We start from the raw sequence: 11411 nt of genomic DNA on the forward strand, positions 1-11411 counted from the left end.
CCGATAATGCAATAGCGCGGCACACGGCGACCTTCCGGTTGCCGCGTGCATCCCTTGGAGCATGCCATGCTGCTTTTCATTCTGCGCCGATTGGCGAGTGCTGTGCCGACATTGTTCGTTGTCGTCAACTTTTGTCTCAGCGTGGCGGCGCCGCCAGGCTGTGGTGACGCCCAATAAGCTCGCCAAAGCCCGCCAGCATTTGGCGGCTGGGCTCAACGTGCGGAAAGCTTGCGGCTCGTGTCACAATTGGGAAAACTATCCTCTACCAGACTCTCAAGCCCGTAAGAGCATAGCCATTGGAAAAGGAGCTATCCGGGATGTTGATCCGATCCGCTAAAATAGCAGATGCCGAGCAGGTCGCCTCAGTCCTACGCAGATCGATCCAGGAATTATGCGTCCTTGATCACGACGGGGAGGACGATACACTCAGACAGTGGCTCAGCAACAAAACCCCGAAAATTGTCGGATCGTGGATCGAAGCTCCTGATCAGTGCGTCATGTTGGCTGAGGAAGATGGAGCAATTCTCGGCGTCGGCGGTGCTTCTCACGCCGGCGAGATCACCTTGAACTACGTCGCGCCGGAGTCCCGCTTCAAAGGCGTGAGCAAATCGATCCTCGCTTCGCTTGAGGCCTATCTTCGCGACCTGGGATGGGCCCAAAGCACGCTCACCAGCACGCGGACGGCTCATTCCTTCTATGTTGCAGCTGGATACAAGGATGCTGGTGAATCTGAGTTCTGGGGTAAACTGCTTGGTCAGCCAATGAAGAAATCCTTGTGATGGCCGCAAGCCAGGCCTGTGGATCGACGTCGTTAAGCTTGGCGCTATTGCCAATGCGTTATCGTCCCCTGCTCAAAGCGTCCCAATGGTCGAATCTAATGCGTATTCCCTCCGACGAGGAAGGAGATTGATCCGGCATTTATGCTGAGCGGCGAGGACAACGGCCGCGCCCTCGCCAGACGAGGGGAGAACATCAGCTCGGCTTGCCAAGCTGCTAGCCCGGAAAATTCATGATGTGTTGTCGGATGTGGTTCAAACCATTGAATGACGGAGGATTTGGTTGCTTACACCGATCCGAACCATTTCCCGGAGACCACACCGCCATGACCATCTTACCCTGCCTCTGCCCGGTTTGTCATCCGTCGGCGGCAAGTCCGCCGTCGCCCGTTTCGACGGCGGCATGCTGTCGTTCAACAGCGGCGTTCTGACTCTGGCCGCGGTGGAAAAGCGGCTGCGGGTGGCTGACCGTCTGGCGCGCTGCATCGATGATCCGCGCAGCCCGGACCAGATCGTCCACAGCCTGACCGACATGATCGGCTTCCGCATGAAGATCATTGCCGCCGGCTACGAGGATGGCAATGATGCCAACCGGCTACGACGTTGCAACCCGATCTTCAAGATGGCCCAGGATGCTCTGCCGTCGGGTCGCGATCTGGCCTCGCAGTCGACCGTGTGTGCCGACTGGAAAACCTGCCAGGCATGCGCGACCTGGTCACCGCGGGCCAGGCGATGGTCGACCTTTACTGCGTGTCGTTCCGGCAGGTGCCGAAGCGCATCATTCTTGATATCGACGACACGTTTTGATGCCGTGCACGCCGGCCAGCAGCTCCGTCTGCTCAACGCCCATCACGACAAATACCGCTTCCAGCCGGTCGTCGTGTTCGACGGTGCGGGCCGGTTCGTCAGCGCGCTTCTGCGGCCGGCCAAGTGGTCGAGTGGCGCCGAAATCCGCCTCCATCTGCGCCGCCTGATGCAGGCGATCCGCGGCAATTGGCCGAACACCTCGATCCCGATCCAGGCCGACCGTCATTACTGCAGCCGCTAGTCATCGACTGGTGCCGTGCCAATGATGTCGACTTCATCCTTGGCGTGGTGTCCACCACGACGTTGCGCAAGCATGTCGCGGATACGCCATCAAACACGATGGCCAAACGAGCCTGCCACCAACCGACAGCGATGCCCGCAATGAGCAGCACGATTGTCGCCACGATAGAGGAACGTAACAGCGTCTGCTCGGCCATAGAGGGTGAAAATCAACAGCAGAAACAAGTATGCGCGCGTCACCGTGAAGCAATTAACTGGCGAATCGGCGTTCTATACTCTCCCGAAAACGGCAAGCACAATTGTCCATGTAAAATAGGGGCTATGGCGCCCCTTTTTTGTTCCCTCTGCCAGCTGATATGCTGGGTGCCATTATTTGTTGATCTGGTTCGCAAAGCCTATGCTCCGGAAACCGGGCACAGGGAAAGAAATCTTGAAGCGCGGAGGCGGATGAAACGATGACGAGCCGTTCAAAAAATCCAACCAATCGGAAGTCGATGAGCACGGTGTCGAATGCCCAAACCCGCAACTGGACGGATGAAGAAGTCGCGGAAGCGGTGGAATATCTGAAAAGGCGGCGGCCTGAAGTGTGGGCCGAACTGGAACTGCTTGAAATGACCGCAGGTGATCTGTGTGGCTCTGAAGCAGGGGGATTGGAGTTCGCTACGCTCACCGTTCTTCATTCCGAGTGTAAATCTTATGAAATTGCCCAGCTTGAAAGCAAGGTTCGTGATGTCCGGCGCGCGCAGCTGGGCCTGAAGTAATTTTCCAGGAGGAGGTTGTGATGCCAAACCTTTAATGATCTTCATGAGCAAGAACGGCTATCTATTCCCTGGCTTCAAGGTCGAGCAGTACAGACCCTACAATTTCAGCCTGGCGCCATTTCTCGCGGACAGTCAATCCACCGGGCAGGGTTATCTGACGCCGGAACAGGCCATGTCGCTTTCGGGCGGCATCGTCCTCAATCTGGCCGGCATGAACGTGGTCAAATCCCGGGCGCAATCCAACTTGCCTTCAAGATGCAGACCGACCTCAAGGGCCTGCTCAACCCTGCCGCGATGATTGCCTTGAATAATCTGGATTTCGACTTTACCGCTGGCAAGAACTATCCTTTTCTGGTCTTGCGGCGACGAGGGTTTGATGCGCGTCCTTCTGTTACACTCCCATCCGGTCAAAGAAAGCTTCGGCGGCGCGCTCCACAGACTCACCCGCGAAAGCCTGCAGACTGCGGGTCACGAAGTCGATGACTGCGATCTCTATGCCGAAGGGTTCAATCCGGTTTTGTCGCGCCAAGACCGTTTAGTCTATCACAGCCATCCGGAAAATACGGCGCTGGTGAAGGGCTATTGCGACCGGTTGCTAGCGGCGCAGGGGCTGGTCATCGTCACACCGGTGTGGAATTTCGGCTTTCCGGCGATTCTGAAAGGATATTTCGATCGTGTCTGGCTGCCGGGCATTTCCTTCGAACTGGTGAACGGCAAGGCCCGGTCGCGGCTGCACCGCATCCGCAAGCTCGGCGCCATCATGACCTATGGCGCAACGCCGTTTCGTGCATTTGTCACCGGCAACCCACCGAAGAAGATTATCAAGCGTGTTCTGCGCGCTGAGATCAATCCGTGGTCGTCGGTTACCTTTCTCGCTCACTATGACATGAACAATTGCACGGAGGACACTCGGGCACACTTCATGGCCAAGGTGAAGGCGAAAATGGAAAGTTTCTGAGGACGCTGTCTGGGAAATTCACTGTCAAACCGCCTCCGTCCGCCATTTTTCGGCAACTACCATCATGGCATCTTGGTGCCACGAGCACCAGTCTGCTGGTGACCTCTGTCGGTGCCGAGCCTATGTCGGGTTTCTCGCAACATTGAGAAAGCATGTCACGCAAAGGCAACTGTCTTGACAACGTCGCCATGGAGAGCCTCTTCGCCGTACGCGAATCCGAGTTCTTCCACCCAAACCGCTTCGACAGCATCAAGGGCCTGCAGGGCGGCATCGCGGATTATATCCGCTACTCCAATCATGATCGCATCAAAATGAAACTCAAAGGGCTGAGTCCTGTCCAATACAGGACCCATCTCTTAAATCGTCCCAGCCTTTCAACTGTCCAACTTTAGGTGGTTAATTCAGCGGTTCAGCCGTTATCCATCAATCCAACACCAAAAAAGTTCTCCCAGGCCTTGACCGAGCACGGCTCCTGCAGCACCTCCAGTTGCTCCAGCCTTGATGTTACTCTCATGAAGGGCTTCCTTAGCGGCATCACAAAAGGGGCCCGCAAACGAGTAACTACTTGCAACGGTGGCAAGAGAAAAACCCAGCATAGAAACTGCTATGATTTTCTTAATTACGCCACCGATAATTCTCGTTTCATTTGATGGCAGTTCTTTTCTCATAACGTTGAACTCCTTCTCCATTTTAGCGATCTCGCATCATATTTAGATGAGTCCATTCCCGCGGGCCGCCCGGCGTATTTCACCGACCGCGGCGGCCAATCGATCGGGCCAGACTCGTCACGAACCAACGATCCGTGGAAACGCTATTCGAAAATGTTCCTTAGGATAGTATCCATGCGCATTAGGCAAAAGAATAGTGGCGCCATCACCCCTATTTTACGTCCCTTGTCCATGTTCTTGTTCTGGTTCTGGTTGCAGAACATCATTGGGATGAAGTAGGATGGGCTATTGTTGAAAATGCGTGGCGTTTTGAACCTTTGATCCTTGAAGTTATGTAATGATGCAAATCCATCCCCACTCACGAACGACGCCGGCGGTCCGCGCAGAGACTACCCGACCCACGGAGCCAACGAGTGTTGTTGCCCAGGCGCTGCTGGATCAGCGACGAGACTGTTCAGAATTTCGTGTCTGAGGCCATGATGATGGAAAGGAGAATCATCACGTGGCGACTGGGAAGGAACTTTTGGACCAATTGCTTGCCGGTCGCGCGCCGGACGAAGTCTATGCCAGGGAGATTTGCTCGACGAGTTGAAGAAGGCGCTGTCGGAGCGCATTCTGAACGCCGAACTGGATGAGCATCTGGGCGATGAGCGTGAGGCGGGGCGGCGCAATAGTGTGTCAAAGAAGTCGGTCCTGACCGGCACATCGAAGATGACGTTGTCGATCCCGCGCGACCGGGCCCGTACGTTCGATCCGAAGCTGATCGCCAAATATCAACGACGCTTTCCGATTTCGACGAGAAGAATCATCTCCATGTATGCACGCGGCATGTCGGGCGCGAGATCGGCGGGCATCGGGAGGAGCTCTACGGCATCGACGTGTCGCTCGATGTCACCGATGCCGTCCTGAAGGAGGTCGGCGAATGGCAGGACCGACCGCTCGACACTGTCTATCCGCTCGTTCGGAGGGAAATCGCGGATCCATCCACGATTTCTTTTCCGCTTCACTCTCCGACGCCATCCGGGTCAAGATCCGGGACGAGAGCCTCGTCAGGAACAAGGCCGTCCACGTCGCGCTCGGCGTCCTGCCCAACGGCGCCAAGGAGATACTCGGCATCTGGATCGAGCAGACCGAGGGCGCCAAGTTCTGGCTGCGCGTCATGAATGAGCTGAAGAACCGCGGCGTCGCCGACATCCTGATCGCCGTCGCCGAGGGCCTGAAGGGCTTCCGGTCAACTCCATCTTCCGACAGACCGTCATCCAGACCTGCATTGTGCATCTCATCCGCCATTCGCTGGTAGTTCGTGTCGTGGAAGAACCGTGATGCCGGCGCTAACCGGCCTTCAAGCAGAGCTGGCGGCGCAACTGGCGCATGTCCGTTCCGCCTCGGCCGGAAGGTACGCGCAAAGGGAAAGTCCCTCTGCGCGTAGGTAATGTTGCCGTTTTCCCGTCAATCTTCTCCAGCATCGGCTGTCCTGTGGGCTATGCGGCCGATGATGGCGATGGCATTGCCAATGCGCCGACAACGTCCGGATTCGAGATAGCCATAATATTCCCGCCTCACGCGGCTTTCAAGACGTCATCGCCCTTCTGCCAGTTGCAGGGGCAAAGAGCGCCGGTCTGAAGCGCATCGAGAACGCGCAGGGTTTCCTGTGGGTTACGGCCGACATTGAGGTCGTTGACGGAAACGAAACGGATGATGCCTTCGGGATCTGCAATAAAGGTGGCACGCAACGCGACGCCCTCCTCCGGATGCAGGATACCAAACGCGGCGCTCAGTTCGCGCTTGATATCGGACAGCATGGGAAACGGCAGATCAACGAGGTCTGAATGGTTCTGCCGCCAAGCAAGATGTACATATTCACTGTCGGTGGAAACGCCGTAGACGACGGCGTCGCGCCCCGCGAAATCGCCGTTGATCTTGCCGAAGGCGGCGATCTCCGTCGGGCAAATGAAGGTGAAATCCTTCGGCCAGAAGAAGATTATTCTCCATTTCCCTGCGTCGCTTTCGTTGGTGATGCGGATAAACGCCTTCACGGGATCTACCGAGACGACGGCCCAAAGATCGAAGGCTGGCAGCTTCGCGCCGATAGTAAGCATGGTTGTTGTTCCTTTCGCTCTGTTGACTGGATACAGATAAGCAAGTCGTCCGCCCCATCTGGCAGGGCGACCCGCAATTCCTGATGCCTGCTTTGACAATGATATGCGCATCCGGTTGGCCGTGTTTGTGCTTGCCTTCAATCCTTGTCTGAATAGCCGCACAATTGTCGCGGGACGCCGGCAGTCTCCGGCTCGCGAAACGCAGCCCGGCATTTTCCGCAGCGGGTGCATGGGGTGGTCGCCACCGCTTCGACACGCCGCAAGCGGACGACAACATCGACCCCGGCAATCGCGTAACTCTCAGGAGGCGCAGGCAATTGGCCGAGCACGACTGAACCTGCCGGAACGTCGATAATCCGCCCCTCTTCCTCGATATAGAAATGCTGGTGGTCACCAGCGTCGGTATCAAAATAGCTCGGCCCTCCAGGGATGGCCACCTTGCGCACCAGACCGGAATGGGCGAACTGGTTGAGCGTGTTGTATACGGTGGCAAGTGACAACCGCATTCCGCGATCGAGCATGTTGCCGTGAAGATCATCGACCGTGACATGGCAATGCTCCGCCCGAAACAGAAGCCGCCCCAATGCGAGCCTTTGCCTCGTGGGCCGCAAACCGGCCTGTTTGAGAATGGCGCGCACCGTCTCGACAGGAGCGTCCTGCGTCCCAGGCGCCGTTTCGATCCGTTTTCGCATTTGTTCTGGTACAAGCAGCATTTGGAAATCCGGCTGGAGGGTGGGAAGTCTATGTCGACGCTACGTTCACCAGTTCGTAGCCATCGGGCGACGCGGGGTTATTCGTTGTCCGAACGGCATCGAGTGGTATGTCAAGCAACTGGTCACTGTCCACGTCGTAAAATGATGGTGATATTCGAGCATCGTATCGAAGTAGTCGGTCGAACCGCAGATCAGCACGCGTCTCAGAAGGTCAACTTCGCTGAAGCCGGGCAGGCTGCGATCGACGGAACCGAGCGATCCGGGCGCACCTTGGCGCATCAGATCCCCGTAGATATCGTCCACACTGACGTGTCTCTCATCTTGGCAGAACAACTTCGTGAGAGCGATACGCTGCTGTGTCACCCGCAGCCCAGCTTCCGTCAAAATATCACGCGCAGCAACGTTATTTCCTTGCGCCGCGAACGCTTTCAGTGGGAATGCCTTGACCACTTCATCCACCTCGTCATGATTCCTGTAGCAATTGAGTTGCATTTGCAGAATATGAAAAATCAGAAGTGGGTCAAGCCATATTGCAAATAATTCCTAATTGCATTTTGCATCGGAGGGTAATTTCATGCAATTCGAATTAAATTTCGTGGGCGAAGAGATTCGTTGGAGGACTGATTAATCGTCGTGGCTTGAATGGAAAAATTGAGGAGCTATTGAACCGCCCCGGGTTTGCCGGAGGCTCCAACTTCCAAATAGGATGGAGCCATGACGAGCAAAACGACAAACAAGTTTTCCCCTGAAGTGCGCGAGCGTGCGGTGCGTTTGGTGTTGGATCATGAGGCTGATCATTCCTCCCGCTGGACTGCCTGCCAGTCGATAGCGACGAAGATCGGCTGCTCGACGCACACGCTGCTGGATTGGGTGAAGAAGGCCGAGGTCGACGCCGGCAAGCGAGTTGGGGTCCCGACTGAGACGGCCGAGAAGATGAAGGCTCTTGAGCGGGAGAACCGCGAGCTTCGGCAGGCCAACGAGATCCTGCGCAAGGCGAGCGCTTATTTTGCCCAGGCGGAGCTCGACCGCTCATTCAAACGATGATCGCGTTCATCGACGATCACCGCGAGGCGTATGGGGTCGAGCCGATCTGCAAGGTGCTGCCGATCGCCCCGTCGATCTACCGCGACCATGTCGCCAAGCGCGTCGATCCCGAGAAGCTTTCGGCGCGGGCGAAGCGGGACTTGAAGATGAAGCCCGAGATCGAACGTGTCTTCACCGAGAGCTTCGAGGTGTATGGGGCGCGCAAGGTCTGGCGTCAGATGCTGCGCGAAGGCTTCGCCGTTGCACGCTGCACGGTCGAGCGGCTGATGGCCGACCTCGGCCTTCATGGCGTCATCCGCGGCAAGCCGGTCCGCACCACCGTGCAGGACAAGGCCGCGCCATGTCCGCGCGACCATGTGAACCGGGTCTTCCATGCCCCGGCGCCGAACAGGCTCTGGCTCTCGGACTTCACCTATGGTGCGCCTCGCCCCAATCGGGGAGGCATATGACTGGAATGCAAAGAGAAAGGAGGATGTGAAGACTTGCCTGCCCCTGCTGCGAGGGGGCATGAGCCCAAGCGGCGGTGACCTGCCGTTAACTGGCAGGGTGACGTAGCCCGCAGGTAAGGCCTCGCCCGGGAACAGGCGGGCGAACAGGACGAACAGGGCCGCCCCCAAGGCGCCAGCGTATTCGTGCGCAGGCCGGCGAGCCGCTGTCGCCACTGTCGTTCAAAGCCGATGACGGCACCCACCATCAGGGCGGCAACAAGATTCGTTGCCGCCTCCAGAAATGGTATCATTGCTTTATCCCTCTCCCATCCGTCTTCCCGCAATCGGCGTCGGATCGTTCGAATAGCCAATTTGTTCAGGGCCGAGGCGGCATAGATGACGAGCAGCACGCTTCCCGGCCTCAGGAAACCGCGCCAATATGCCTGGATGGCCATCTTCAGGAGACTTTGCCGATGCCGAGCAACAGGCATGCCAGGATGGCGCTATCAGCATCAAATCAGCCGTAGCTGTCTGGCCGAAGGTGCCGAACCTCGCCACCCCCAAGGACAACGCCGAACAGGATGTGCTCGCCTAAGCCAGATGTTTCCTGATGGCATTGGCTTCCGTAGCTGGACGCCGCATACCACGTTTCTGCGTGAGCACTTGCTATCCTGCTATTACAATGGCTCTTCTGCAGTAATGGGCGTTCCGATCGGCGGAGACCGCGCCATACCAACCGCCATGGGAACAGTCATTCCGCCCATTCAAGATCGCCGGTGAAAACAATGGTGAGCCAGCGATCGGAACTGGCTTCTCCGAGAGCCTGGCCGATTTCGTCGCGGAGCGCATCCCATTGTCCTATGGTGCGTGCGGCCTCGCCTGCCGGGACGATGAAATAGAGCTCGATCTGGGTAGAGCGTCCGACCTTTGCGCAATACGCGCGGTAGGATGCAAATCCGTACTTTTCGGTGAAGCTCTGCGCGACCGTATCGACATGATGCATCAGCGATGCGGGTGTGATCAGCATGATGTCGGAGAATGCTTGCCGCACGGCCGAGAATGGCAGCGGAGCGATAATCAGACAGACCAGCGCGAGGACACCCGGATCGATATAAGGCGATATCCACTGCCATTGCGTACCCTGTACGGCATAGCCGATGCAGAAGGCGAAGAGCAGCGCGGCCGTGATGCCGCCGTCCATGATCGAAGCCTTTATATCAAGCCGCAAAAAATCCGACTTGATTTTGCGGTTGGCGCGCGCCTCTATCGTCGCAAGGGTGAAGCACGTAATGACGGCGATAACGGAAAAAAGGATGGCCCATCCGAATTCCAGGTCGCGTCCCCCCTCAAGCAGGCTTGAGACGGCGTTGATGAAGGCATAGATAGCAACACACATAAGAAGAATGCCGTTCAGCCCGAGCACGATCGGCTCGAAATGCCAGAAGCCCATGGTGAAGCGTTCGCGCAGGCGGCGCGACAGCCGCTGCGACATTGCATGAGAGTTGATGAGATTGGTGACGATGAGTGCCAGAAAACTCATGCCCGCGTCGACAAGCGAATAAATGCCATCGAAGATGATGGAAAAGGAGCCCGAGAGAAGACCGAAAATGATGCCTGCGATCGCGATAAAGAGTGTAACGATAATCGAGATGCGCAGCACGCCGCGCTCATCATCTAGATTGAAGAATGGTCTCTTTTCCTTCATTTTTTATCCTTTTGTTCACCTCAGAAGCAATTTTGGCGATAACCATATGCGTCAAAAGACGCCAAAACAGGGACCGCTTACAAAACAGGCTCATTTTCTATACTCTCCGAAAACGCTAAGCATGGTTGTCCATGTAAAAAAGGGGCTATGTCACCCCTTTTTTATTCCCTCAACCAGCTGATATGCTGCTGCCATGAATTGTTGATCTGGTTCGCAGGCTAAGCTCCGGAAACCGGGCTTAGGAAAGTAATTTTAAAGCGCTGGCGGTTGAAACGATGACGAACGGTTCGAAAAATTCGACCCATTGGAAGTCGATGAGCAGGTGCCAACTAGAGGTCGCTACGCTCACTGTTCTTCATTCCGGGTGTAAATCTCATGAAATCGCCCGGCTTGACGGTCAATCTTCAATGCGCATCGCTACACGCTGGAATAACCAGCTCACCTTCAAAAAGCAGATCAACCCAAGGGCCTGCGCCACCCTGGCGCGATGATTTGCATTGGGTAATCTGGATTGCGACTTTACCGCTGACAAGCACTATCTCTTCCTGGTCGTGCGGCTGTGAGGGTTTGATGCGCGTCCTGAGAAGAAAGCTTCGTCGGGCTGCCCGCCGTGCCCAGGAGAAAACTTCGCAACACACCCGTCACCATCGAGGCTCCATGAAGCGCACATTTTTTATCGCTGCAGTCAACGGACTACTTTCCTTCTCGATAATAGCATGCACAACACCCAAAAAATCGGAGTGGGGGGCGGTGGCTGGCCAAAAGAAAGCCGAATTCCAAGGGATGAACCTACGCCCCGCCACGCAGCATGGCGGGCGGCATGGAGATGGATTCCGCACAGAAGCCTTTGGTCTGGGTGTAGATAAGGAAATTATAGGTACGGACAGGAAGTACCAGGAGCCGCGCAAAGCAGGATTTAGGGTACGGGACATCCAGGAACGTGATCGGGTCGTGGGGCCAGATAGGAAAATTGATGGCTTACAACATTGTCTCTATGACAATCTTGATCGCGGCTTTTATGAAGGGCTTTGCAAATGACTGCCATGAACAATCTAGCGCTCGTGGACAAAGATTGACTGAGGAACCGAATTTTGATTCAAGGCTTCCATTTGGAGGCAGCCTTGGGCGAACGGATAGGACTGACGGATGAAGAATGGGCGGTGATCGGGCCGCTCCTGCCTTCAGAGCGAGGACGCGGCTGTCGGCCAGCGC

Annotated in this window: 12 protein-coding genes, 7 pseudogenes and 1 other annotated feature; of the genes and pseudogenes, 13 read left to right on the top strand and 6 right to left on the bottom strand. The window is 56.4% G+C overall.

What is annotated here, in order from left to right; genetic code table 11:
* Nucleotides 1-66: 66 nt before the first annotated feature.
* From DUT91_RS27580 to DUT91_RS23455, 8 genes and pseudogenes are all read left to right on the top strand, one after another.
* Nucleotides 67-159: pseudogene (locus DUT91_RS27580) on the top strand (ABC transporter); the annotation flags it as partial.
* A gap of 158 nt (nt 160-317) precedes the next feature.
* Nucleotides 318-779, top strand: coding sequence for a GNAT family N-acetyltransferase (locus tag DUT91_RS23425; protein WP_114442835.1), 462 nt, complete (start codon nt 318-320; stop codon nt 777-779).
* A gap of 352 nt (nt 780-1131) precedes the next feature.
* On the top strand, nt 1132-1824 hold the full coding sequence (locus tag DUT91_RS23430; protein ID WP_147272259.1) for a transposase: 693 nt from the start codon (nt 1132-1134) through the stop codon (nt 1822-1824).
* A complete protein-coding gene (locus DUT91_RS25645; protein ID WP_147272260.1) occupies nt 1770-2282 on the top strand; it encodes a hypothetical protein in 513 nt (170 codons plus the stop codon). The genes DUT91_RS23430 and DUT91_RS25645 overlap by 55 nt, the downstream gene beginning before the upstream one ends.
* The gene (locus DUT91_RS23435) at nt 2279-2584 is read left to right on the top strand and encodes a hypothetical protein (protein WP_114442292.1); all 306 of its coding nucleotides are present in this window, start codon (nt 2279-2281) and stop codon (nt 2582-2584) included. Before DUT91_RS25645 ends, DUT91_RS23435 begins: the two co-directional genes overlap by 4 nt.
* A gap of 4 nt (nt 2585-2588) precedes the next feature.
* Nucleotides 2589-2750 (top strand): annotated as a pseudogene (locus DUT91_RS23440) (ABC transporter substrate-binding protein); the annotation flags it as partial.
* A 210-nt stretch (nt 2751-2960) separates the two neighbouring features.
* Nucleotides 2961-3542, top strand: coding sequence for an NAD(P)H-dependent oxidoreductase (locus tag DUT91_RS23450; RefSeq protein ID WP_114442838.1), 582 nt, complete (start codon nt 2961-2963; stop codon nt 3540-3542).
* Nucleotides 3543-3688: 146 nt separating this feature from the next.
* Nucleotides 3689-3934, top strand: a pseudogene (locus tag DUT91_RS23455) (IS3 family transposase); the annotation flags it as partial.
* A gap of 24 nt (nt 3935-3958) precedes the next feature.
* On the opposite strand, the gene DUT91_RS23460 reads toward DUT91_RS23455, so the two are convergent.
* Entirely contained in the window at nt 3959-4231 is a 273-nt protein-coding gene (locus DUT91_RS23460; protein ID WP_114442839.1) for a hypothetical protein, read from the bottom strand.
* A gap of 316 nt (nt 4232-4547) precedes the next feature.
* On the opposite strand from DUT91_RS23460, the pseudogene DUT91_RS23465 reads away from it, so the two are divergent.
* Both DUT91_RS23465 and DUT91_RS23470 read left to right on the top strand, forming a co-directional pair.
* Nucleotides 4548-4674: pseudogene (locus tag DUT91_RS23465) on the top strand (IS481 family transposase); the annotation flags it as partial.
* 38 nt (nt 4675-4712) lie between these two features.
* A pseudogene (locus tag DUT91_RS23470) lies at nt 4713-5617 on the top strand (IS256 family transposase); the annotation flags it as partial.
* 152 nt (nt 5618-5769) lie between these two features.
* Here DUT91_RS23470 and DUT91_RS23475 read toward each other — a convergent pair.
* The 3 genes and pseudogenes from DUT91_RS23475 to DUT91_RS23485 all read right to left on the bottom strand — a co-directional run bounded on the left by DUT91_RS23475 (nt 5770) and on the right by DUT91_RS23485 (nt 7481).
* Nucleotides 5770-6309, bottom strand: coding sequence for a peroxiredoxin (locus DUT91_RS23475; protein WP_114442840.1), 540 nt, complete (start codon nt 6307-6309; stop codon nt 5770-5772).
* A gap of 254 nt (nt 6310-6563) precedes the next feature.
* Nucleotides 6564-7001, bottom strand: a pseudogene (gene irrA / locus DUT91_RS23480) (iron response transcriptional regulator IrrA); the annotation flags it as partial.
* A 66-nt stretch (nt 7002-7067) separates the two neighbouring features.
* A complete protein-coding gene (locus tag DUT91_RS23485; RefSeq protein ID WP_160113701.1) occupies nt 7068-7481 on the bottom strand; it encodes a Fur family transcriptional regulator in 414 nt (137 codons plus the stop codon).
* Between the two features lie 255 nt (nt 7482-7736).
* Between DUT91_RS23485 and DUT91_RS23490 the strand changes: the two are divergent.
* A pseudogene (locus DUT91_RS23490) lies at nt 7737-8482 on the top strand (IS3 family transposase); the annotation flags it as partial.
* Nucleotides 8021-8137, top strand: a sequence feature (AL1L pseudoknot). (Overlaps the previous pseudogene by 117 nt.)
* Here the strand turns inward: DUT91_RS23490 and DUT91_RS27585 are convergent.
* Complete coding sequence (locus DUT91_RS27585) at nt 8479-8985, bottom strand: MgtC/SapB family protein (RefSeq protein WP_425373837.1); 507 nt, start codon at nt 8983-8985, stop codon at nt 8479-8481. The pseudogene DUT91_RS23490 and the gene DUT91_RS27585 overlap by 4 nt on opposite strands.
* On the opposite strand from DUT91_RS27585, the gene DUT91_RS25890 reads away from it, so the two are divergent.
* The gene (locus DUT91_RS25890; protein ID WP_160113702.1) at nt 8934-9089 is read left to right on the top strand and encodes a hypothetical protein; all 156 of its coding nucleotides are present in this window, start codon (nt 8934-8936) and stop codon (nt 9087-9089) included. The genes DUT91_RS27585 and DUT91_RS25890 overlap by 52 nt on opposite strands.
* A 156-nt stretch (nt 9090-9245) precedes the next feature.
* Here DUT91_RS25890 and DUT91_RS23500 read toward each other — a convergent pair whose 3' ends face one another.
* Complete coding sequence (locus DUT91_RS23500; RefSeq protein ID WP_114442842.1) at nt 9246-10199, bottom strand: cation diffusion facilitator family transporter; 954 nt, start codon at nt 10197-10199, stop codon at nt 9246-9248.
* 657 nt (nt 10200-10856) lie between these two features.
* On the opposite strand from DUT91_RS23500, the gene DUT91_RS23505 reads away from it, so the two are divergent.
* On the top strand, nt 10857-11237 hold the full coding sequence (locus DUT91_RS23505; RefSeq protein ID WP_114442843.1) for a hypothetical protein: 381 nt from the start codon (nt 10857-10859) through the stop codon (nt 11235-11237).
* Nucleotides 11238-11411 lie beyond the last annotated feature (174 nt).

This window comes from Paramesorhizobium salinisoli, from assembly GCF_003335045.1.
Lineage (GTDB): Bacteria > Pseudomonadota > Alphaproteobacteria > Rhizobiales > Rhizobiaceae > Paramesorhizobium > Paramesorhizobium salinisoli.

Coding starts and splice junctions, on each gene's coding strand:
- DUT91_RS23475 (WP_114442840.1), bottom strand. CDS start 6,309: ATGCTTACTATCGGCGCGAAGCTGCCAGCCTTCGATCTTTGGGCCGTC.
- DUT91_RS23460 (WP_114442839.1), bottom strand. CDS start 4,231: ATGGAGAAGGAGTTCAACGTTATGAGAAAAGAACTGCCATCAAATGAA.
- DUT91_RS23425 (WP_114442835.1), top strand. CDS start 318: ATGTTGATCCGATCCGCTAAAATAGCAGATGCCGAGCAGGTCGCCTCA.
- DUT91_RS23435 (WP_114442292.1), top strand. CDS start 2,279: ATGACGAGCCGTTCAAAAAATCCAACCAATCGGAAGTCGATGAGCACG.
- DUT91_RS23450 (WP_114442838.1), top strand. CDS start 2,961: ATGCGCGTCCTTCTGTTACACTCCCATCCGGTCAAAGAAAGCTTCGGC.
- DUT91_RS25890 (WP_160113702.1), top strand. CDS start 8,934: ATGCCTGGATGGCCATCTTCAGGAGACTTTGCCGATGCCGAGCAACAG.
- DUT91_RS23500 (WP_114442842.1), bottom strand. CDS start 10,199: ATGAAGGAAAAGAGACCATTCTTCAATCTAGATGATGAGCGCGGCGTG.
- DUT91_RS27585 (WP_425373837.1), bottom strand. CDS start 8,985: ATGCCTGTTGCTCGGCATCGGCAAAGTCTCCTGAAGATGGCCATCCAG.
- DUT91_RS23505 (WP_114442843.1), top strand. CDS start 10,857: ATGAAGCGCACATTTTTTATCGCTGCAGTCAACGGACTACTTTCCTTC.